This window comes from Streptomyces sp. NPDC038200, assembly GCF_055600785.1.
The window spans coordinates 1-20,657 of record NZ_JBVJYH010000025.1; the positions used below are offsets into that span (position 1 = coordinate 1).

A 20,657-nucleotide genomic window follows, 5' to 3' on the forward strand; every position below is an offset into this window, starting at 1 on the left:
CTGTTGAGTTCTCAAGGAACGGTCGCTTCCTTTGTACTCACCCTCTCGGGCTTTCCTCCGGGCTTCCCTTCGTGTTTCCGACTCTATCAGATCTTTTCTCGATCCGATTTCCTCGGTGCTTTCCAGGTTCTCGCTTCCGCGTTTCCCTTTCCGGCGGTTCCGACTCTATCAGATCCTTTCGGCGTCTGATCCCCGGTCAGCGGGGTTTGTCTTCGCGGCTGTTGGGCCGTTCCGACGAGTGAGACTTTAGTGGATTCGCCGCCCGGAAGCTAATCGAGCGACTCGCGCTCGACCCCCCGGAGACGGAATCCGCATTCCGCAAAAGCGCACAGCAGGCAGAACGGCATGGCAAAGCACCGTCAGCTTCTGTGGATCGTGCGGATTGGCTGTACGGGACCGACTGGAATCGGCACCCGTGTCGGACAGCCCGGAGAACAGTACGGACCCGGGAACCCCGTGTCAATTCGGCCTGGGCTCGTCCGTCGGCACGCACGCGGCCCGGCACCGACGAGGGGCCGGCTCCCGAGTGCGCGCCCACCTGGCGGAGGTCGTCGAGCGGGCGGACCGCGACGACGTACCCACGGTGATCACGCGCCGGGGCAAGGAGGTCGCCGCGGTCGTCTCCATCGAGGTGCTGCGCAAGTACCAGGAGTGGGAAGAGCGCGAGATCAACCGGATCATCGACGAGCGCATGGCCAACCCCGCGCCCGGTATCCCGATCGAGGACGTCATGAGGGAGACGCTGGCACGCGGCCCATCCAGCACGGTGACGACGAAGGGGTCGGACTCGATAGCGTCCGACCCCTTCTGACCTGCATATGTGCCACGTCAGCAACGTGGTGTTATTTCATCCGCTCAGACGTTGAACCTGAACTCCACCACGTCGCCGTCCTGCATCACGTACTCCTTGCCCTCCATGCGGGCCTTGCCCTTGGCGCGGGCCTCGGCGACCGAACCCGTTTCGACCAGGTCGCCGAAGGAGATGACCTCGGCCTTGATGAAGCCCTTCTGGAAGTCGGTGTGGATGACACCGGCCGCCTCGGGGGCCGTGGCGCCCTTCTTGATGGTCCAGGCGCGGGATTCCTTGGGGCCGGCCGTCAGGTAGGTCTGGAGGCCGAGGGTGTTGAAGCCGACGCGGGCCAGGGTCGCCAGGCCGGGCTCCTCCGCGCCCACCGACTCCAGCAGCTCCATCGCGTCCTCCTCGTCCAGCTCGGCGAGGTCGGCCTCCAGCTTGGCGTTGAGGAAGATCGCCTCGGCGGGGGCGACCAGGGCGCGCTGCTCGTTCTTGAAGTCCTCGTCGGTCAGCTCGTCCTCGTCCACGTTGAAGACGTAGAGGAAGGGCTTCGTGGTGAGCAGGTGCAGGTCGTGCAGCAGCTCGGCGCGCTCGCTGCCCTGGACGATGCCCTGCCCGAAGAGCGTGTCGCCCTTCTCCAGGATCTCCTTGGCCTCCTCGACGGCCTTGACCTTGGGCGCGATGTCCTTCTTGATCCGCGATTCCTTCTGGAGGCGGGGCAGGACCTTCTCGATGGTCTGGAGGTCGGCGAGGATCAGCTCGGTGTTGATCGTCTCGATGTCGTCCTTCGGCGAGACCTTGCCGTCGACGTGGACGACGTTCTCGTCCTTGAAGGCGCGGATGACCTGGCAGATCGCGTCGGACTCGCGGATGTTCGCGAGGAACTTGTTGCCCAGGCCCTCGCCCTCGGAGGCGCCGCGCACGATGCCGGCGATGTCGACGAAGTCGACCGTGGCCGGAAGGATGCGCTGCGAGCCGAAGATCGAGGCGAGCTTGGCCAGGCGGGCGTCGGGCACGCCGACGACGCCGACGTTCGGCTCGATCGTGGCGAACGGGTAGTTGGCCGCCAGCACGTCGTTCTTGGTCAGGGCGTTGAACAGGGTCGACTTGCCGACGTTCGGCAGGCCGACGATTCCGATCGTGAGCGACACGTTGCGACTTCCCGTAGATGAGAGGGCCAGGGGGCTGCCAGGGGCCAGAGACCGACACTGGGCCGATCCACCAGTCTACGGCGTCCCGCGCGCCCGCCTCACGAGAGCGGCGAACGCCCGGCCAAGCTCCTCCCACCGGCGTGTCTCGCGGGCGATTCGGCACATAAACAGACCTAAGTTGGTCCCTGTGGAGCAACACAGAACGCACCCCCCGAACGACGGACCGCGACGCGGCACGCCGCCGCGGACCCCGCTGCCGCCGCAGGCACGGCTCCGGCCGGGCGCCGAGCGCGGCCCCGGCGAGGTACGCGGTCCCGGCGGTGGGCGCGGGCCCGCGGCCGGGGCCGGGCGGGGCGGGCGGCAGACGCGGGGGGCGCGGCCGGGGACGGCGGGGCGGCCGCTGCCGAACCTCCGGCTGACCGGGCTCGGCAGCGGGCTGTTCTGCGTCGCCGTGATGTTTCTGCTCGGCTGCCTGGACCAGCTGCTGTTCGGTGCGTCCCTGACGGTCTACGGCGTGCTGTTCCTGCCGGCGTGCGTGCTGACCGCGCTGTGGGTGCGGGCGGGGGACCTGCTGACCGCGCCCGTCGTCGTACCGATCGCGTTCGCCGTGGGGCTGGTGCCGGTCGCCGAGGGCGGCGGGGGGCTGCTCGGCCGGGTGATGGGGCTGGTCACCGGGCTCGCCACCCAGGCGGGGTGGCTGTACGGGGGGACGCTCGCCGCCGGAGTGATCGCGCTGGTCCGCCGGGTGCGGTGGGTACGACGACACCGGCGGACGAGCTGACAGGACCGACCCGGTGACCCCGGGTCGGCGGGGCGGGGCCCGAACGGCTAGGCGGCGTGGTGGGCCGCGCGCATCGCCGCCCCGACGATGCCCGCGTTGTTCTGCAGCTGCGCGGGGACGATCTCGGCCTTGATGCCCTCGATGAGGTGCAGGAACTTGTCCGCCTTGCGGCTGACCCCGCCGCCGACGATGAACAGTTCCGGCGAGAACAGCATCTCCACGTGCGCCAGGTACTTCTGGACGCGGCGCGCCCACTGTTCCCAGCTGAGGTCGTGGTCCTCCTTGGCCTTGCTGGAGGCGCGCTTCTCGGCGTCGTGGCCGTTCAGCTCCAGGTGGCCCAGCTCGGTGTTGGGCAGGAGGGCGCCGTCCACGAAGACGGCGCTGCCGATGCCCGTGCCGAAGGTGAGCAGGACGACCGTGCCCTTGCGGTCCCGGCCGGCGCCGAACTCCATCTCGGCGACGCCCGCCGCGTCCGCGTCGTTGACCACGGTCACCGGGAGTCCGCCGAGCCGGCCGCTGAACAACGCGCGCGCGTCCGTGTCGATCCAGCTCTTGTCGACGTTCGCCGCCGTGCGCACCATGGCGCCGCCGGTGATCACTCCTGGGAAGGTCAGGCCGACCGGGCCGGTCCAGCCGAAGTGGTCCACGACCTGCTTGACCCCGTCGGCCACGCCGTCGGGCGTCGCCGGATGCGGGGTGAGCACCTTGCAGCGCTCCTGGGCCAGGTCGCCCCGGTCCAGATCCACTGGGGCGCCCTTGATCCCGGACCCGCCGATGTCCACACCGAAGATCTGCATGGCACCACGTTACGACGGACGACTGACGGTCACGCCTCGGGCGTACCGCTCCCGCCGCGCCGGGCGACCAGGGACGCCGCCTCCTCGCGCAGGTCACGGCGGAGTTCCTTGGGCAGCGAGAAGGTGATCGACTCCTCGGCCGCCCGGACCAGCTCCACGTCCGCGTAGCCGCGCTCGGCGAGCCATTCCAGGACCTGCTCGACCAGCACCTCGGGCACGGAGGCGCCGGAGGTGACGCCGACGGTCGTGACGCCCTCCAGCCAGGCCTCGTCGATCTCGCTGGCGAAGTCCACCAGGTAGGCCTCGCGGGCGCCGGCGAGCTTGGCGACCTCGACCAGCCGCTTGGAGTTGGAGGAGTTGCGCGAGCCGACGACGATGACCAGCTCGGCCTCGGAGCCCATCTGCTTCACGGCGAGCTGACGGTTCTGCGTGGCGTAGCAGATGTCGTCGCTGGGCGGGGAGACGAGCCCGGGGAACTTGGTCTTCAGGGCGTCGACGGTCTCCATGGTCTCGTCGACGGAGAGGGTGGTCTGGGAGAGCCAGACGACCTTCGACGGGTCGCGGACCTCGACCTTCGCGACGTCGGCGGGGCCGTCGACCAGCTGGATGTGGTCGGGGGCCTCGCCGGAGGTGCCGATGACCTCCTCGTGGCCCTCGTGGCCGATCAGGAGGATGTCGTAGTCCTCGCCCGCGTACCGGACGGCTTCCTTGTGGACCTTGGTGACCAGGGGGCAGGTGGCGTCGATGGTGGCGAGCCGGCCCTGCCGGGCCTCCTCGTGCACGACGGGGGCGACGCCGTGCGCCGAGAACATGACGATGTTGCCGGGCGGCACCTCCTCCGTGCGCTCGACGAAGACGGCACCCTTCTTCTCCAGGGTCTGCACGACGTACTTGTTGTGGACGATCTCGTGCCGGACGTAGATCGGGGCCCCGTACTGTTCCAGGGCTTTCTCGACGGCGATCACGGCGCGGTCCACACCGGCGCAGTAGCCCCGGGGGGCGGCGAGCAGGACACGGCGGCCAGAGGAAGCGGTCATGCGTCCCATCGTAAGGCCGCGTTCGGGGGCGCCGAGGTCGCGTGCCCGCGGTCCGGCGGGGACGGCTCGTGCGCCTGTCCGGCACCGGGACGCCGGCCTCGGCCAGGGGGCGGCGGGGGCGCGGGCACCGCGGCTGCCCGGGGCGCGGGGCCTGCGCGAACGGCCGTGGTGGGCGCGCAGCCGGAAACGGTCCGCGCCCTTACCGCGCGCAGCCGCGTTGTCGGTACCGGCCGTTAGGCTCGCCGCATGGCTGCGCACACGTCCCCCGAAGCCCCGCTCCCCGTCGGCGAGGTCTCCCGGCTGATCGGCGGCTGGATCGACCGCCTCGGAGCCGTGTGGGTCGAGGGGCAGATCACCCAGCTCTCCCGCCGCCCCGGTGCCGGCGTCGTGTTCCTGACGCTGCGCGACCCGTCGTACGACATCTCCGTCAGCGTGACCTGCTACCGCCAGGTGTTCGACGCGGTCGCGGACGTCGTCGGCGAGGGCGCCCGGGTCGTCGTGCTGGCGAAGCCCGAGTGGTACGCCCCCCGGGGCCAGCTCTCCCTGCGCGCCGCCGAGATCAGGCCCGTCGGCGTCGGCGAGCTGCTGGCCCGGCTGGAGCAGTTGAAGAAGGCGCTCGCGGCCGAGGGGCTGTTCGCGCCGGAGCGGAAGAAGCCGCTGCCGTTCCTGCCGCAGCTGATCGGGCTGGTGTGCGGCCGGGCCTCGGCGGCGGAGCGGGACGTGCTGGAGAACGCCCGGCACCGCTGGCCCGCCGTCCGCTTCGAGGTGCGCAACGTCCCCGTGCAGGGCGTGCACGCCGTTCCCCAGGTCGTGCAGGCCGTCAAGGAGCTGGACGCGATCGACGACGTGGACGTGATCATCGTCGCGCGTGGCGGCGGCAGCGTCGAGGATCTGCTGCCGTTCTCCGACGAGCAGCTGGTGCGTGCCGTGGCCGCGTGCCGTACGCCCGTCGTGTCGGCCATCGGGCACGAGCCGGACAACCCGCTGCTCGACCATGTCGCCGACCTGCGTGCCTCCACGCCGACCGACGCGGCGAAGAAGGTCGTGCCGGACGTCGGCGAGGAGCTGGAGCGGGTGCGGATGCTGCGCGACCGGGCGCGGCGCTGCGCGGCGGCGTTCGTGGAGCGGGAGGAGCGGGGGCTGGCGCACGCGCTGGCCCGGCCGTCGATGGAGGATCCGCACCGGATGGTCGACGAGCGTGCCGATCACGTGGTCTCGCTGCTCGACCGCGGCCGGCGGACCCTGGGGCATCTGCTGGACCGCGCGGACTCGGAGCTGACGCACACGCACGCGCGCGTGGTGGCCCTGTCCCCCGCGGCGACGCTCCGGCGGGGTTACGCGGTGCTCCAGCGGGCGGACGGGCACGCGGTGCGCGATCCGGCCGAGGTGACGGCGGGCGAGGCGCTGCGGGCCCGTGTCGCCGAGGGTGAATTCACAGTGAAGGTGAGCGAATGACGAGCAAGGTGGACGAGACGCTCTCGTACGAGGCGGCGCGCGACGAGCTGATCGAGGTCGTACGGCGGCTGGAGGCGGGCGGTACGACGCTGGAGGAGTCCCTGGCGCTGTGGGAGCGCGGCGAGGAGCTGGCCAAGGTGTGCCGGCGCTGGCTGGAGGGGGCCCGGGCGCGGCTGGACGCGGCGCTGGCCGAGGAAGAGGGAGAGGAAGGGGCCGGGGAGGGCGGCGAGTAGGCGGGTCCGGGCGCCGGTTGTGAGGCGGGTCACCACACCCTCGCATTAGTTGAAGCTTAAACCTCACTGGCGTAGGGTCACCGACGTAAGCCGGTCCGGCACTCGGGCCGAACGCGTATCCGAGGAAGTCACGCATGTCTCTCGTTCTTGACCCCGCCGCTCAGGACCTGCTGTTCCGCGAGGCCCGCACCGCGAACACCTTCACCGACGAGCCGGTGACCGAGGAGCAGGTCCAGGCGATCTACGACCTGGTCAAGTACGGTCCGACCGCCTTCAACCAGAGCCCGCTGCGCATCACGCTGGTCCGCTCGCCCGAGGCCCGCGAGCGTCTGGTGCAGCTCATGGCCGAGGGCAACCAGGCCAAGACCGCCGCCGCCCCGCTGGTCGCCATCCTCTCCGCGGACAACGAGTTCCACGAGGAGCTGCCGGCGCTGTTCCCGCACTTCCCGCAGGCCAAGGACGTCTTCTTCAGCGAGCGTCCGGCCCGTGAGGGTGCCGCCGGTCTGAACGCCGCCCTCCAGGCCGCCTACTTCCTCATCGGCGTCCGCGCCGCGGGCCTGGCCGCCGGCCCGATGACCGGCCTCGACTTCGAGGGTGTCCGCAAGGAGTTCCTGGACGACGACCACACCCCGCTGATGGTCGTCAACATCGGCAGGCCGGGCCCGGACGCCTGGTTCCCGCGCTCGCCGCGCCTGGCGTACGACGAGGTCGTCACGACCGTCTGAGCCACCCGTGCATGTGAAGAGGCCCCCGGCGATGCCGGGGGCCTCTTCACATGCACGGAGGTCACGAACGGATCACTTCATCTCCAGCGCCGCCGCCATCGTCTTCAGGTCGTCGAAGGAGGCGGTTCCGGCCACCACCGTCGTGGAGCCGGGCGTGTCCTGGAGGACGAGGGCGTCGTACCGGCCGCCGGTGCAGCGGGTCCAGGTGCGGCCGTCGATCTCCTCGGTCCGCTTCGTCGGCGAGCAGCCCTGGCTGGCCTGGTCGATGAACCGGGCGCGCTTCCGCGTGGACTGCTCGACCTGCACGTACTGGCTGTCGGGGGTCTGGAAGCCGAGGTGCCACCGGTCGGATTTCTCGCCCTGGAAGCGTACGGAGGTCGCCTTCCAGGTACTCGGCAGGCCCTCGGGCGCGGCCACCGGGTAGCTCGCCGCCCGGCGGGCCGTGAGCAGTTCGACCCGGTAGTCGACCCGTTTGACGTCGGGAGCGTGATCGTCGTGGGGGATGGCGAGGAAGTACACGACCAACGCCGCGATGCCGATCACGCCCAGGGAGAGGATCATGCTCCGGGCCGACTTCTGCTTACCGTTCGAACCTGCCACGCCCCCTATCGTCGCAGGTGCCCCAAGCGCTCATCCGTGGGGTCCCCTGCTCATTTTGTCTGTCCGGCGATAGAGTCGGGGTCCAATACCCTCATCCGGCCGTCGTCGTATCAGAAAGGTGCGCTCCGATGACCGAAAATCATCACCTGCCGTCCGAGCTCGATGTTCCCTCCGAGGCTCCCGACCGCAACCTCGCCCTGGAACTCGTCCGGGTGACCGAAGCCGCCGCGATGGCGGCGGGCCGCTGGGTGGGGCGCGGTGACAAGAACGGCGCCGACGGCGCCGCGGTGCGCGCCATGCGGACCCTCGTCTCCACCGTGTCGATGAACGGCGTGGTCGTCATCGGCGAGGGCGAGAAGGACGAGGCCCCGATGCTCTTCAACGGAGAGCAGGTGGGCGACGGCACCGGTCCCGAGGTCGACATCGCCGTCGACCCGATCGACGGCACCACGCTGACGGCCAAGGGCATGCCGAACGCCATCGCCGTCCTCGCCGCCGCCGAACGCGGCGCCATGTTCGACCCCTCCGCCGTGTTCTACATGGACAAGCTGGTCACCGGCCCGGAGGCCGCCGACTTCGTCGACATCGACGCGCCCGTGGCCGTGAACATCAAGCGGATCGCCAAGGCGAAGAAGGTCACGCCGGAGGACGTCACCGTCGTCATCCTCGACCGGCCGCGGCACGAGGGCCTGATCCGGGAGGTCCGGGACGCCGGCGCGCGCATCAAACTGATCTCCGACGGCGACGTCGCCGGCTCGGTGTACGCACTGCGCGAGGGCACCGGCGTCGACCTGCTGCTCGGCATCGGCGGCACCCCCGAGGGCATCATCTCGGCCTGCGCGGTGAAGTGCCTGGGCGGCACCATCCAGGGCAAGCTGTGGCCCAAGGACGACGAGGAGCGGCAGCGGGCGATCGACGCCGGGCACGACCTGGACCGCGTGCTGACGACGGACGACCTGGTGTCGGGCGAGAACGTGTTCTTCGTCGCCACCGGCATCACCGACGGCGAGTTGCTGCGCGGTGTGCGCTACCGGTCGGAGACCGCGCTGACCGAGTCGATCGTGATGCGGTCGAAGTCCGGGACCGTGCGGAGGATCGATTCCGAGCACCGGCTCCGCAAGCTGCGGGCCTACAGCGCGATCGACTTCGACCGGGCCAAGTAACACCCGTCGGGGAGGGGACCGCGCGTCCGCCGTGGCGTGTCGCGCGGTCCCCCGTGTTCCTCGGGCCGGCAGGCGCCCCCGGTGCGGAGGGGGCGTCCCGCCTCCGCCCTAACCCGCCATGCGGTTCGCCGCCGCCCGTGCCGCCTTCTTCAGTTCCACTTCCCTGCGGCGGCGCCTCGCCAGGACCACCCTGCGCTCGGCCGCCGTCAGACCGCCCCAGACGCCGTAGGGCTCGGGCTGGAGCAGGGCGTGCTCGCGGCACTCGACCATGACCGGGCAGCGGGCGCAGACCCGCTTGGCCGCCTCCTCGCGGGACAGCCGGGCGGCGGTCGGCTCCTTCGACGGGGCGAAGAACAGGCCGGCCTCGTCGCGCCGGCACACCGCCTCGGTGTGCCAGGGAGCGTCTTGGTCCCTGTCTCGCGCTGGCACCCGCTGGGCTGGCACGGCAGCTACCTGCAGGGACGAATGCGGCGGTTGCAGCACGGTCTACTCCTGACGACGGCTTCGCGAGCGAGAGACGATGCAGCAAGCCCTACCCGCTGTGCGCGCGCCTATGCACAGCGTTCCCATTCGCAGGCGCGCGGCGACTCGTTCACGCCCCCGCGAGGGGGCCGCCCCCGGACCGGGGCGCTCCGGCCACCGGCGGATTCGCGACCGTCAACGACCCAGGTGTTTGCGCAGCTTCCGGTCGACCTTGTCCTGGACGCGCTCCAGGATGTCCGCCACCAGCTTGCCCCGCTTCGGCCGTGCCTCCACGTTGCCCAGGACGGCCCAGCCGTCGACGTAGACGACGGGCGCCTCGGAGTCCACCGAGTCCAGCGGGCTCACCTCGAAGCTGCCGAGCACCCCGCCTCCGGTGCCGCGCAGCGAGATGTTCTCCGGGACGCGGATCTGGACGTCACCGAAGACGGAGACCGCCTTGATCACCACCTGCTGGTACTCGAAGATCGCCTCGCTGAGGTCGATCTCGACGCTGCCGAAGATCGCGTACGCGTGCAGCCGGCGACCGGCCCGCCAGCGGCCCCGGCGCATCGCGCTGCTGAACACCGCGACCACGTTGGCGTCGGCCTCCGCCGGGATCGCGCCCGGGGTGGGGCGGGGCGGGACGGGTGTGTAGGCGGGGGCGGCGTGGCGCTGGTGGGCGGCGGGCAGGTCCCGGATGAAGAACTCCAGTTCCCCCACCGTCTTGGCGCCCAGCACCCCGTCCACGCGTTCGGCGTGCTCGTCGGCGGTCAGCCGCCCCTCGGCCAGGGCCTCGCGCAGGATGTCGGCGATCCGGTCGCGGTCGGCGTCGGAGGCGCGCATCTCGGTCGCGGGTGTGGGTGCGGTCTGCTTCTGAAGGTCCACGGCAGCAGCGTACCCAAACACGATAGATCGCGACACCCCCGACTGAGCCTTACCTCACAGGTTCGGCGCCGACGGCAGGTTCTACGCTGGTGGGGCCCGCCAGCGTCGGCGGGCGCCGTCCGTCAGAGTGAGGAATGGGCTGAGATGCCTGAGTTCGCGTACACCGATCTGCTCCCCCAGGGAGAGGACACCACCCCCTACCGGCTGGTGACGTCCGAGGGCGTCTCCACCGTCGAGGGCCCGGACGGGCGGACGTTCCTCAAGGTGGAGCCGGAGGCGCTGCGCAAGCTGGCCGAGGAGGCCATCCACGACATCCAGCACTACCTGCGCCCCGCCCACCTCGCCCAGCTGCGCCGGATCATCGACGACCCGGAGGCGTCGAGCAACGACAAGTTCGTCGCGCTCGACCTGCTGAAGAACGCGAACATCGCGGCGGCCGGCGTGCTCCCCATGTGCCAGGACACCGGCACGGCGATCGTCATGGGCAAGCGCGGCCAGAACGTCCTCACCGAGGGCGGGGACGAGAAGGCCCTCTCGCACGGCATCTACGACGCCTACACCAGGCTGAACCTGCGCTACTCGCAGATGGCTCCGCTCACCATGTGGGAGGAGAAGAACACCGGCTCCAACCTGCCGGCGCAGATCGAGCTGTACGCCACCGACGGCGGTGCCTACAAGTTCCTGTTCATGGCGAAGGGCGGCGGCTCGGCCAACAAGTCCTTCCTCTACCAGGAGACGAAGGCCGTCCTGAACGAGGCCTCCATGATGAAGTTCCTGGAGGAGAAGATCCGCTCGCTCGGTACGGCCGCCTGCCCGCCGTACCACCTGGCGATCGTCGTCGGCGGCACGAGCGCCGAGTACGCGCTGAAGACCGCGAAGTACGCCTCGGCGCACTACCTGGACAACATCCCGGCCGAGGGCTCGCCGCTCGGCCACGGCTTCCGGGACGAGGAGCTGGAGAAGAAGGTCTTCGAGCTGACCCAGAAGATCGGCATCGGTGCCCAGTTCGGCGGCAAGTACTTCTGCCACGACGTCCGGGTGGTCCGCCTCCCCCGCCACGGCGCCTCCTGCCCGGTCGCGATCGCCGTCTCCTGCTCCGCCGACCGCCAGGCCGTCGCGAAGATCACCGCCGAGGGCGTCTTCCTGGAGCAGCTGGAGACCGACCCGGCGCGCTTCCTGCCGGAGACCACCGACGAGCACCTGGAAGAGGGCGACGTCGTCAAGATCGACCTCAACCAGCCGATGGACACGATCCTCGCCGAGCTGACGAAGTACCCGGTCAAGACCCGTCTGTCGCTGACCGGCCCGCTGGTCGTGGCCCGTGACATCGCGCACGCCAAGATCAAGGAGCGGCTGGACGCGGGCGAGGAGATGCCGCAGTACCTGAAGGACCACCCGGTGTACTACGCCGGCCCGGCGAAGACCCCCGAGGGCTACGCCTCCGGTTCCTTCGGCCCGACCACGGCCGGCCGCATGGACTCCTACGTGGAGCAGTTCCAGGCGGCGGGCGGCTCCAAGGTGATGCTGGCGAAGGGCAACCGGTCGCAGCAGGTCACGGCGGCGTGCGACGCGCACGGCGGCTTCTACCTCGGCTCCATCGGCGGCCCGGCCGCCCGCCTCGCCCAGGACTGCATCAAGAAGGTGGAGGTCCTGGAGTACGAGGAGCTGGGCATGGAAGCCGTCTGGAAGATCGAGGTCGAGGACTTCCCCGCGTTCATCGTGGTGGACGACAAGGGCAACGACTTCTTCCAGGACCCGGCCCCGCAGCCCACGTTCACGAGCATTCCGGTGCGGGGCCCCGGCCTGGCGTAACCCCGCTCCCGCCCGTCGCCCCCCCAGGAGCCGCCCTCGGCCCGGGGGCGACGGGCCAGGGACGCGCAGGCGGCCGTGACACACGATCAGCACGCCGGTGCGCACGGCCGCTTGTGTCCGAGCGAGGCGCTCCACGACGAAGCGACACCTCTCCGCCGCCCCGACGGACCCGGGCGCCGAAAGACGGCAAGGGCACCCGACCGGCCCAATCGGCGGAACATCCGCGTCCCCGGAATCGCTGTACCCGGCATGAGCGAATACCGCATCGAGCACGACTCCATGGGTGAGGTCCGGGTCCCGGCCCATGCCAAGTGGCGGGCGCAGACGCAGCGTGCCGTCGAGAACTTCCCGATCTCCGGGCAGCACATCGAGCGGGCGCACATCGAGGCGCTCGCCCGCATCAAGGCGGCGGCGGCGAAGGTGAACGCCGAGCTGGGGGTGCTGGACAAGGAGGTCGCACAGGCGATCCAGGAGGCGGCCGGCGAGGTCGCCGCGGGCGACTGGGACGAGCACTTCCCGGTGGACGTGTTCCAGACGGGTTCCGGGACCTCGTCCAACATGAACACCAACGAGGTCATCGCGACGCTGGCGACCGAGCGGCTCGGCCGGGACGTGCATCCCAACGACCATGTGAACGCCTCGCAGTCGTCCAACGACGTGTTCCCGTCCTCCATCCACATCGCGGCCACCGCCGCCGTCACCCACGACCTGATCCCGGCCCTGGAGCACCTCGCCGCCTCCCTGCAGCGCAAGTCCGAGGAGTTCGCCGACGTGGTCAAGTCGGGGCGGACGCACCTGATGGACGCCACGCCGGTGACACTCGGGCAGGAGTTCGGCGGGTACGCGGCCCAGGTGCGGTACGGCATCGAGCGCCTCGGGGCCTCCCTGCCCCGGCTGGCCGAGCTGCCGCTGGGCGGCACGGCGGTCGGCACCGGCATCAACACCCCGCCCGGGTTCTCCGCGGCCGTCATCGAGGAGGTCGCCCGGGCCACCGGGCTGCCGCTCACCGAGGCCCGCGACCACTTCGAGGCGCAGGGCGCCCGGGACGGCATCGTGGAGACCAGCGGGCAGCTGCGCACCATCGCGGTCGGCCTGACGAAGATCGCCAACGATCTGCGCTGGATGTCCTCCGGTCCGCGCACCGGTCTCGCCGAGATCCGGCTGCCCGACCTCCAGCCCGGTTCCTCGATCATGCCGGGCAAGGTCAACCCGGTCGTCCCCGAGGCCGTGCTGATGGTCGCCGCCCAGGTCATCGGCAACGACACCACCATCACCACCGCCGGTGCCGCCGGGAACTTCGAGCTGAACGTGATGCTCCCGGTCATCGCCAAGAACGTCCTGGAGTCCGTGCGGCTGCTCGCCAACGTCTCGCGGCTGCTGGCCGACCGGACCGTCGACGGCATCACCGCCGACCGCGAACGCACCCGGGAGTACGCCGAGTCGTCGCCGTCCGTGGTGACGCCGCTGAACAAGTACATCGGCTACGAGGAGGCCGCGAAGGTCGCCAAGAAGTCCCTCGCCGAACGCAGGACGATCCGCGAAGTCGTCCTGGAGGGCGGGTACGTGGAGCGCGGCGACCTCACGCTGGAGCAGCTCGACGAGGCGCTGGATGTCCTGCGGATGACACGCCCGTAACCGCGAGCGAACCTTTCCGGCCACCGCGGACCGCCGTGATGTGCACCGCAGCAGTCGTATGCCCGTGGCACCTAATATCTGTGCATGACGGACGACGGAGCGGTGACACGAGTGGCGGCGGGACCTGCGACGCGCTGGACCCCCGGGACACACATCCTGTGGCGCTACCGGGAGAACGGGGGCGAGCACTTCCACATCGCCCGGCCCGTCACCGTCGTCCGCGACGACAGTGAGCTGCTGGCGGTGTGGCTGGCCCCCGGCACGGAGTGCGTGAAGCCGGTGCTGGCCGACGGCACACCCGTGCACCTGGAGCCGCTGGAGTCCCGCTACACCAAGGCGCGCACGGTCCAGCGGGACCACTGGTTCGGCACGGGCGTGCTGAAACTGGCCCAGCCCGGCCGGCCCTGGTCGGTGTGGCTGTTCTGGGATCCGGGCTGGCAGTTCAAGAACTGGTACGTCAACCTGGAACGGCCGCTGGCCCGCTGGTCGGGCGGTGTGGACTCCGAGGACCACTTCCTCGACATCTCCGTGCACCCCGACCGCAGCTGGCACTGGCGGGACGAGGACGAGTTCGCGCAGGCCCAGCGGGACGGGCTGATGGACGCGGAGACGGCCGAGCGGGTGCGGGAGGCGGGGCGGGAGGCCGTGGAGGAGATCCGCGCCTGGGGGGTGCCGTTCTCGGACGGCTGGCAGCACTGGCGCCCGGACCCCTCCTGGGGGGTACCTTCTCTCCCCGAGGACTGGGACCGTACACCGGAGCACGTGTCCTCATGAGACTCTTGATGCACCCCCAGGCAAGAAACGTAGGATCGTCCTCCGCAAACACATAATCAGTGCCGGTGCACAGCACCGCCGTTGAGGGGTGGTGGCCGGGTGGCGGGTGGGCGCTTAGCAGCAACTTTCGGCACAGGGGCCGAGCTTGACCGATCGTCACCGAGGGGCGGCAGGACGTGAGCGAGGGGTACCAGGGCGGCACCACCGCGGACCGCGGCGGCTCAGCGAACGGCACGGAAACAACCTTCGACCACTCGGGAATTCCGTTCCTGGGGCACGTATTGCGGGTATCGGGTCTTCGACGGGACCGACTGCGCGCCGGGCGCACCCGGCGCACAGCCCCGGACGGACGGATGCGACACGAGTGACGGAGCAGCCCACCTCCTTCGAACGCCCCCAGCCGGGCGTCGACCCCGCGGAGGCCCGCGGGGCACTCCTGCGTGCCCCGAAGCAGCTCGGCGACCCGGCCTTAACCGCCCAGGCCCGGACCGACGGAACGCCCGCAGGTCCGGGCACGGCCGCGCCCTGCGGCACGGGCAAGGACGGCCCGGGGAAGGAGCCCCCAGTCAACGGCCCCGAGCACTCCCAGCCCGCCACCGCCGAACCCGGCGCCCACCGCCCGCGCCCCGCGCCGGAGGCCATTCCCGCGCAGCCCGGCGCGGAACAGGAGCGTGCGCAGGGTGGCCAGGAGCGCCGTACCGGACGGGGACTGCCGCCCGGACGGCCGATGCCCATGCGGCGTGACGGGGACCGGCTCAGATTCGTGGGCGCGGCCACCCGGCGGATCGCCCGCGGACTCGACCTCGACGAGATCGTGATGGGGCTGTGCCGGGCCACCGTCCCGACGTTCTCCGACGCGATCCTGGTCTATCTGCGCGACCCCCTGCCGGTCGGTGACGAGCGGCCCACCGGACCGGTGGTGCTGCGGCTGCGCCGCACCGACCGGATACCGGAGGAGCGGGACACCGACGGCGTGCTGCTGCCGCCGGCGTTCGAACCGGAGCCGGACTCGTCCGCGCTGGCGGATCTGTCGACGCTCACCACCGAGCTGTGCGAGGTGCGGCCGGGCGGCGCGCTGAACGAGGTGCTGCGCGGGGTGCGTCCGGTGTTCGCGGACGCGCCGGCCGCCCGGGACGCGCTGCCGGAGCTGCTCGGCGAGGGCGGCGAGGCGGTCGTGCCGGGCGGGCAGCGGGCGATCCTCGCACCGCTGCGCGGCCGGCGCCGGGTGATCGGCGCCGCCCTGTTCCTGCGCCGCCCGGAGCGGCTCGCGTTCGAGGCGGACGATCTGCTGGTGGCCGCCCAGCTGGCCACGCACAGCGCGCTCGGCATAGACAAGGCGGTGCTGTACGGCCGGGAGGCGTACATCGCCGACGAGTTGCAGCGCACCATGCTGCCCGAGACGCTGCCCCGGCCGACCGGGGTCCGGCTGGCCTCCCGGTATCTGCCGGCGGCGGAGACCGCGCGGGTCGGCGGCGACTGGTACGACGCGATCCCGCTGCCCGGCAGCCGGGTCGCGCTGGTGGTCGGCGATGTGATGGGCCACTCGATGACCTCGGCGGCGATCATGGGCCAGCTGCGCACCACCGCGCAGACCCTGGCCGGGCTCGATCTGCCGCCGCAGGAGGTGCTGCACCACCTGGACGAGCAGGCGCAGCGCCTGGGCACCGACCGCATGGCGACCTGTTTGTACGCCGTCTACGACCCGGTCACGCACCGCATCACGATCGCCAACGCCGGCCATCCGCCGCCCGTGCTGCTGCACCTGGGCGGGCGGGCCGAGGTGCTGCGGGTGCCGCCGGGCGCGCCGATCGGGGTCGGCGGCGTCGACTTCGAGGCGGTGGAGCTGGACGCGCCCGCCGGGGCGACCCTGCTGCTGTACACCGACGGTCTGGTGGAGTCCCGGCTGCGGGACGTGTGGACCGGCATAGAGCAGCTGCGGGAGAAGCTGGCCGCGACCGCGCAGCTGACCGGCCCGGACCATCCGCCGCCGCTGGAAGCGCTGTGCGACGAGGTGCTGGACATGCTCGGTCCGGGCGACCGGGACGACGACATCGCGCTGCTCGCGGCCCGGTTCGACGGGATCGCGCCGAGCGATGTCGCCTACTGGACGCTGGATCCGGAGGAGACGGCTCCCGGCCAGGCCCGCAGGCTGGCCCGGCGCGCGCTCGCCCGGTGGAACCTGGAGGACCTGTCGGACTCGGTGGAGCTGCTGGTCAGCGAGGTCGTGACGAACGCCGTGCGGTACGCGTCGCGGCCGGTGACGCTGCGGCTGCTGCGCACGGACGTGCTGCGCTGCGAGGTCGGCGACGATGTGCCGCAGCTGCCGCGGCTGCGGCAGGCCCGGGCCACCGACGAGGGCGGGCGCGGCCTGTACCTGGTCAACAGGCTGGCCCGACGCTGGGGCGCGACCCGGCTGAGCACCGGCAAGGTGGTGTGGTTCGAGCTGAACCGGGGCTGAGTCCCGCGGGCGGGAGGATGCCGAAGGGGCGCCCGGAGTTCTCCGGGCGCCCCTTCGTGCGCGTCTGCCGTGCCGTCTACCGTTCCAGCGGGTCGAAGCCGCCGTCCGGGTCGAGCGGATCCTCCGTGCTGGGGGACGTCGGCGGCTTGCTCGTCGGCGTCTGGGACGGGGTCTGCGACGGCGTCTGCGAGGGCGTCTGGGACGGGGTCTGCGAGGGCGTCTCGGTGGGCGACTCGGACGTCGGCGGGGCGCTGCTCGGCGTCTGCGAGGGCGTCTCGGTCGGGGTGTGCGTCCACGTCGGCGTCTCGGTCGGTTCGACGGCGGCGCCCTGCGTGGTGTTCAGGTCGAACTCGGCCTGGTCGGTGACGCCGAAGGTGTAGGCGGCCCAGATCTTCGCGGGCGGACCGCCACCGTTGACCCGGCCGCCGCCCATCGCGCCCTTCAGGGAGACATGGGCGCCCTTCTTGACCGGCTCGCCCTCGCAGCCGGTGCCGCCGGACTTGGCGGCCTCGCCGAACAGACCGACCGAGGTGACCAGGTCGGGCGTGTACCCGGTGAACCAGGCCGAGCGGTTGCAGTCGGAGGTGCCGGTCTTCCCCGCCACCTGCTGGCCGTCGCGCAACGGGTTGCCCGCCACCGACTCCTGGGCCGTGCCGTCGTCGACCACGCCGGTGAGGACGGAGGTCACCGTGTCGGCGGCCGTGCGGCTGATCACGGAGCCGCCGACCGCGTCCGGGATGTCGACCGAACGGCCCGTGTTCTCCGCCGACTTGATGATCGTCGGGGTGACCTTGTGGCCGTGGTTGTCGAAGGTGGCGTAGATCCCGGCCATCTCCAGCGGGCTGGCGCCCATGGAGCCGAGCGTCTGCGCGGGCACGGCCTGCATGCCCTTGGTGTCCATGCCGAGCTTGCCCGCCGTGCTCATGACCTTGTCCATGCCCACGTCGACGCCCATCTGCGCGAAGACCGAGTTGACGGACGCGTTCATGGCGTTCTGCACGGTGATCTTGTCGTAGTTGTGGTTGTCCTCGTTCGGCGGAGCGAATCCGACCCTCGAGCCGTGGTCCAGGACCTGACGCCGGCTGGTGCCGTCGTAGACGGTGTCGGCGGTGATCGGCTTGCCGTCCTGCGTGGTGGCGTTCTGCTCCAGCGCCGCGGCGAGGATGACCGGCTTGAACGTCGAGGCCGGCTGGTAGTCCGTGCGCGTGGCGTTGTTGTAGAAGTGCTTGTAGTAGTTCTCGCCGCCGTACAGCGCGAGGATCTTGCCCGTCTTGGGGTCGACGGAGACGGCGCCCGCCTGGACGTCGTTGTCGACCTTGCGGGCCTTCTTCTCGAGCTTGCTGGTCAGCTCGGCCTTGACGGCCTCCTCCAGCGCGGTCTGCTTCTTCCGGTCGATGTTGAGGGTGATGGTCCAGCCGTTCTCGATGACCGCGCTCTCGGCCTGCGACTGGGTCAGTCCCTGCTGCGCCATGAGCTGCTGTTCCAGCTGATGGTTGGCGAGTTCGACCAGGTAGCCCTTCTGCCCGTCGAGACCCGGGGCGCCCTTGGGCTCCTTGATCTTGGGGAAGTGCAGGGTCGTGCGCTCGGCCTTGGACAGCCAGCCCTCCTCGACCATGTTGTCGAGGACGTAGTTCCAGCGCTCCGTGACCAGCTTCTTGCCGGTGGGGCTCGCGACCGCCCAGTCGTACTGGCTCGGCGCCTGGAGCAGCGCGGCGAGGTAGGCGCCCTGCTGGACCTTGAGGTCCTCGGCGTCGACGTGGAAGTAGGCCTGCGCGGCGGCCTGGATGCCGTAGGCGCCGCGGCCGTAGTAGCTGGTGTTGATGTAGCCCGCGAGGATGTCGTCCTTGGACGTCTCGCGCTCCACCTTCAGCGAGATGACCAGTTCCTTCAGCTTGCGCGTGACGGTCTGGTCCTGGTTGAGGTAGTAGTTCTTGACGTACTGCTGGGTGATCGTCGAACCGCCCTGCTTGCCCTTGCCGGACAGCGTGTTGATCAGGCCCCGGGCCGTGCCTTTGAGGTCGATGCCGGCGTCGTGGTAGAAGCTCTTGTTCTCCGCGGCGACGAAGGTCAGCTGGACCTTGCGGGGCACCTTGTCCAGGTCCACGATCTCGCGGTTGACCTTGCCGTCGCGGGCCAGGACCGTTCCGTCGCTGAACTTGTAGACGTTGCTCTGCCGCTGGGCGGCGGCGTTGCCCTCGGGGACGTCGACGTACAGGTAGAGGCCGATGAAGCCCAGGATGCCCAGCAGGCACACCCCGAAGAAGGTCCCGAGGATCTTCTTCCAGGTGAACATCCGGCGTATGAGGCTCTTCGGCGGTTTGCCCCCGGCACCGCCCGTGGGTGCGGTACCCGCCGTGGGTGCGGAGCGGCGCTTGGGCGCCGCGCGGCGGCCACCGCGCTGTCGCGCTCGTCTCTCTTCCGCTCGTCCCATGGGTCCCTACGCTCGCTTCCGTCTCGGGGTCAGCTTCGAAAGCTAACACCCCCCTATATGACAAAGGGCGTCCGATCCGTTCTTTTACGGACGTGACAATCAGCACCCGCCCCACCGGAACCGACGTTTGTCACTGGCGCAGGGTTGCCTGTCCGCTTAAAGTGATATCACTTAGCTAGAACCGAGCTAAGAGCTACGACAAACGGGGGTCCCCTGTGTCCACTTCCGAACCGGCCGCCACCGCCGACGTCCCCGAGATGCCCGCCCCGCGGGTGCGGGAGTTCGCCGCCCACAGCATCGGCGGCGGCCTCGCCCTGCTGCTGGGCCTGGTCGGACTCGGCGCCGCGGTCGCGCTGTTCGCACTCTCCGGGTCGGCCCCCTCCTCCGGGGCCGAGGGCGGCCTGATCGCCGCCGGTGTCGTCGTCCTGCTGGCGTCCCTCACGGCGATGCGCGGACTGAACACCGTCGCGCCGGGCGAGGCCCGGGTCGTCCAGCTCTTCGGGCGCTACCGGGGCACGATCCGCCAGGACGGCCTGCGCTGGGTGAACCCCTTCACCTCCCGGACCCGTATCTCCACCCGGGTGCGCAACCACGAGACCGCCGTCCTGAAGGTCAACGACGCCTACGGCAACCCCATCGAGCTGGCCGCCGTCGTGGTGTGGAAGGTCCAGGACACCGCGCAGGCCACCTTCGAGGTGGACGACTTCGCCGAGTTCGTCGCCACGCAGACCGAGACGGCCGTGCGGCACATCGCCATCGAGTACCCCTACGACGCCCATGACGAGGACGGCCTGTCGCTGCGCGGCAACGCCGAGGAGATCACCGAGAAGCTCGCCGTCGAGCTGCAGGTGCGGGTGGAGGCGGCCGGGGTGCGGATCATCGAGTCGCGCTTCACGCATCTCGCGTACGCTCCCGAGATCGCCTCGGCGATGCTCCAGCGGCAGCAGGCGGGGGCGGTCGTCGCGGCCCGGCGGCAGATCGTCGACGGCGCCGTGGGGATGGTCGAGGCGGCGCTGGCCCGGATCGCGGAGGCGGACATCGTGGACCTGGACGAAGAACGGAAGGCGGCGATGGTGTCGAACCTGATGGTGGTGCTGTGCGGGGACCGCGCCCCGCAGCCGGTCCTCAACACCGGAACGCTCTACCAGTGACGGACTCCTCGGAGACCCCGAAGCGCCGGCCGCAGCAGCGCAAGCAGGTGCTGCTGCGGCTGGACCCGTCGGTGTACGAGGCGCTGGCCCGGTGGGCCGGGGACGAGCTGCGGTCGACGAACGCGCAGATCGAGTTCCTGCTGCGGAAGGCGCTGGCGGAGGCGGGACGGCTGCCGAGGGACGCCGGACCGCTGCCCCGCCGGGGCCGGCCGCCTGTGTCAGAACCGTGACAATCGGCCCTCACCTGCGCGGCCGTACCGGCAGCCATCCACTGCACACGCGGCGTATACATCCCGCGTATACACACTGTGTAC

20 protein-coding genes are annotated in these 20,657 nt (G+C 70.7%); 13 read left to right on the top strand and 7 right to left on the bottom strand.

The window, feature by feature from the left end; translation table 11 throughout:
* Together ACZ7KF_RS35720 and ACZ7KF_RS35725 are read left to right on the top strand one after the other, a co-directional pair.
* Positions 1-189: hypothetical protein (locus ACZ7KF_RS35720; protein WP_471084801.1), on the top strand; the 189-nt coding region annotated here is incomplete at its 5' end.
* Positions 190-526: 337 nt separating this feature from the next.
* Complete coding sequence (locus ACZ7KF_RS35725; RefSeq protein WP_471084804.1) at positions 527-811, top strand: type II toxin-antitoxin system Phd/YefM family antitoxin; 285 nt, start codon at positions 527-529, stop codon at positions 809-811.
* A 44-nt stretch (positions 812-855) separates the two neighbouring features.
* Here the strand turns inward: ACZ7KF_RS35725 and ychF are convergent, their stop codons facing one another.
* Positions 856-1,944 carry a redox-regulated ATPase YchF gene (ychF, locus tag ACZ7KF_RS35730; protein WP_471084807.1) on the bottom strand — a complete coding sequence of 363 codons (1,089 nt, stop codon included), beginning with the start codon at positions 1,942-1,944 and terminating at the stop codon, positions 856-858.
* A gap of 187 nt (positions 1,945-2,131) precedes the next feature.
* Between ychF and ACZ7KF_RS35735 the strand changes: the two genes are divergently transcribed.
* Positions 2,132-2,725 (top strand): DUF6542 domain-containing protein, encoded by a 594-nt coding sequence (locus tag ACZ7KF_RS35735; RefSeq protein ID WP_471084810.1) that lies wholly within the window; start codon positions 2,132-2,134, stop codon positions 2,723-2,725.
* Between the two features lie 47 nt (positions 2,726-2,772).
* Here the strand turns inward: ACZ7KF_RS35735 and ppgK are convergent, their stop codons facing one another.
* The gene (gene ppgK / locus ACZ7KF_RS35740; protein ID WP_471084813.1) at positions 2,773-3,522 is read right to left on the bottom strand and encodes a polyphosphate--glucose phosphotransferase; all 750 of its coding nucleotides are present in this window, start codon (positions 3,520-3,522) and stop codon (positions 2,773-2,775) included.
* 29 nt (positions 3,523-3,551) lie between these two features.
* Entirely contained in the window at positions 3,552-4,559 is a 1,008-nt protein-coding gene (locus ACZ7KF_RS35745) for a 4-hydroxy-3-methylbut-2-enyl diphosphate reductase (protein WP_471084816.1), read from the bottom strand.
* A gap of 246 nt (positions 4,560-4,805) precedes the next feature.
* Between ACZ7KF_RS35745 and xseA the strand changes: the two genes are divergently transcribed.
* From xseA to ACZ7KF_RS35760, 3 genes are all read left to right on the top strand, one after another.
* Positions 4,806-6,014 carry an exodeoxyribonuclease VII large subunit gene (xseA, locus tag ACZ7KF_RS35750; RefSeq protein ID WP_471084819.1) on the top strand — a complete coding sequence of 403 codons (1,209 nt, stop codon included), beginning with the start codon at positions 4,806-4,808 and terminating at the stop codon, positions 6,012-6,014.
* Positions 6,011-6,247, top strand: a complete 237-nt coding sequence (locus tag ACZ7KF_RS35755) for an exodeoxyribonuclease VII small subunit (protein WP_471084822.1) — start codon at positions 6,011-6,013, stop codon at positions 6,245-6,247. The genes xseA and ACZ7KF_RS35755 overlap by 4 nt, the downstream gene beginning before the upstream one ends.
* Before the next feature lie 134 nt (positions 6,248-6,381).
* Positions 6,382-6,972 (top strand): malonic semialdehyde reductase, encoded by a 591-nt coding sequence (locus ACZ7KF_RS35760; RefSeq protein ID WP_471084825.1) that lies wholly within the window; start codon positions 6,382-6,384, stop codon positions 6,970-6,972.
* A gap of 72 nt (positions 6,973-7,044) precedes the next feature.
* Here ACZ7KF_RS35760 and ACZ7KF_RS35765 read toward each other — a convergent pair whose 3' ends face one another.
* Entirely contained in the window at positions 7,045-7,572 is a 528-nt protein-coding gene (locus ACZ7KF_RS35765; protein WP_471084828.1) for a DUF4245 domain-containing protein, read from the bottom strand.
* A 128-nt stretch (positions 7,573-7,700) separates the two neighbouring features.
* Between ACZ7KF_RS35765 and glpX the strand changes: the two genes are divergently transcribed.
* Positions 7,701-8,735 (top strand): class II fructose-bisphosphatase, encoded by a 1,035-nt coding sequence (gene glpX, locus ACZ7KF_RS35770; RefSeq protein WP_471084831.1) that lies wholly within the window; start codon positions 7,701-7,703, stop codon positions 8,733-8,735.
* 108 nt (positions 8,736-8,843) lie between these two features.
* Here the strand turns inward: glpX and ACZ7KF_RS35775 are convergent, their stop codons facing one another.
* On the bottom strand, positions 8,844-9,218 hold the full coding sequence (locus ACZ7KF_RS35775; protein ID WP_471084834.1) for a WhiB family transcriptional regulator: 375 nt from the start codon (positions 9,216-9,218) through the stop codon (positions 8,844-8,846).
* A 174-nt stretch (positions 9,219-9,392) separates the two neighbouring features.
* Positions 9,393-10,082 (bottom strand): DUF1707 SHOCT-like domain-containing protein, encoded by a 690-nt coding sequence (locus tag ACZ7KF_RS35780; protein ID WP_471084837.1) that lies wholly within the window; start codon positions 10,080-10,082, stop codon positions 9,393-9,395.
* A 144-nt stretch (positions 10,083-10,226) separates the two neighbouring features.
* On the opposite strand from ACZ7KF_RS35780, the gene ACZ7KF_RS35785 reads away from it, so the two are divergent.
* From ACZ7KF_RS35785 to ACZ7KF_RS35800, 4 genes are all read left to right on the top strand, one after another.
* Positions 10,227-11,894, top strand: coding sequence for a fumarate hydratase (locus ACZ7KF_RS35785; RefSeq protein WP_471084839.1), 1,668 nt, complete (start codon positions 10,227-10,229; stop codon positions 11,892-11,894).
* Between the two features lie 249 nt (positions 11,895-12,143).
* Positions 12,144-13,529 carry a class II fumarate hydratase gene (locus ACZ7KF_RS35790; protein WP_471084842.1) on the top strand — a complete coding sequence of 462 codons (1,386 nt, stop codon included), beginning with the start codon at positions 12,144-12,146 and terminating at the stop codon, positions 13,527-13,529.
* A gap of 84 nt (positions 13,530-13,613) precedes the next feature.
* Positions 13,614-14,303, top strand: coding sequence for a cytidylyl-2-hydroxypropylphosphonate hydrolase (gene fomD / locus ACZ7KF_RS35795; RefSeq protein ID WP_471084845.1), 690 nt, complete (start codon positions 13,614-13,616; stop codon positions 14,301-14,303).
* Between the two features lie 364 nt (positions 14,304-14,667).
* Entirely contained in the window at positions 14,668-16,761 is a 2,094-nt protein-coding gene (locus ACZ7KF_RS35800; protein ID WP_471084848.1) for a SpoIIE family protein phosphatase, read from the top strand.
* A gap of 76 nt (positions 16,762-16,837) precedes the next feature.
* Here ACZ7KF_RS35800 and ACZ7KF_RS35805 read toward each other — a convergent pair whose 3' ends face one another.
* Positions 16,838-19,192 (bottom strand): transglycosylase domain-containing protein, encoded by a 2,355-nt coding sequence (locus ACZ7KF_RS35805; RefSeq protein WP_471084851.1) that lies wholly within the window; start codon positions 19,190-19,192, stop codon positions 16,838-16,840.
* Between the two features lie 257 nt (positions 19,193-19,449).
* On the opposite strand from ACZ7KF_RS35805, the gene ACZ7KF_RS35810 reads away from it, so the two are divergent.
* Positions 19,450-20,343, top strand: a complete 894-nt coding sequence (locus ACZ7KF_RS35810; protein ID WP_471085102.1) for an SPFH domain-containing protein — start codon at positions 19,450-19,452, stop codon at positions 20,341-20,343.
* Positions 20,340-20,573, top strand: a complete 234-nt coding sequence (locus ACZ7KF_RS35815) for a type II toxin-antitoxin system antitoxin (RefSeq protein WP_471084854.1) — start codon at positions 20,340-20,342, stop codon at positions 20,571-20,573. Before ACZ7KF_RS35810 ends, ACZ7KF_RS35815 begins: the two co-directional genes overlap by 4 nt.
* Positions 20,574-20,657: the final 84 nt, after the last annotated feature.

What these genes read in the sequence shown, in the direction of transcription:
- xseA (WP_471084819.1), top strand. Translation starts at nt 4,806, where the DNA reads ATGGCTGCGCACACGTCCCCCGAAGCCCCGCTCCCCGTCGGCGAGGTC.
- ACZ7KF_RS35810 (WP_471085102.1), top strand. Translation starts at nt 19,450, where the DNA reads ATGCCCGCCCCGCGGGTGCGGGAGTTCGCCGCCCACAGCATCGGCGGC.
- ACZ7KF_RS35805 (WP_471084851.1), bottom strand. Translation starts at nt 19,192, where the DNA reads ATGGGACGAGCGGAAGAGAGACGAGCGCGACAGCGCGGTGGCCGCCGC.
- ACZ7KF_RS35755 (WP_471084822.1), top strand. Translation starts at nt 6,011, where the DNA reads ATGACGAGCAAGGTGGACGAGACGCTCTCGTACGAGGCGGCGCGCGAC.
- fomD (WP_471084845.1), top strand. Translation starts at nt 13,614, where the DNA reads ATGACGGACGACGGAGCGGTGACACGAGTGGCGGCGGGACCTGCGACG.
- ACZ7KF_RS35790 (WP_471084842.1), top strand. Translation starts at nt 12,144, where the DNA reads ATGAGCGAATACCGCATCGAGCACGACTCCATGGGTGAGGTCCGGGTC.
- ACZ7KF_RS35760 (WP_471084825.1), top strand. Translation starts at nt 6,382, where the DNA reads ATGTCTCTCGTTCTTGACCCCGCCGCTCAGGACCTGCTGTTCCGCGAG.
- ACZ7KF_RS35745 (WP_471084816.1), bottom strand. Translation starts at nt 4,559, where the DNA reads ATGACCGCTTCCTCTGGCCGCCGTGTCCTGCTCGCCGCCCCCCGGGGC.
- ppgK (WP_471084813.1), bottom strand. Translation starts at nt 3,522, where the DNA reads ATGCAGATCTTCGGTGTGGACATCGGCGGGTCCGGGATCAAGGGCGCC.
- ACZ7KF_RS35785 (WP_471084839.1), top strand. Translation starts at nt 10,227, where the DNA reads ATGCCTGAGTTCGCGTACACCGATCTGCTCCCCCAGGGAGAGGACACC.
- glpX (WP_471084831.1), top strand. Translation starts at nt 7,701, where the DNA reads ATGACCGAAAATCATCACCTGCCGTCCGAGCTCGATGTTCCCTCCGAG.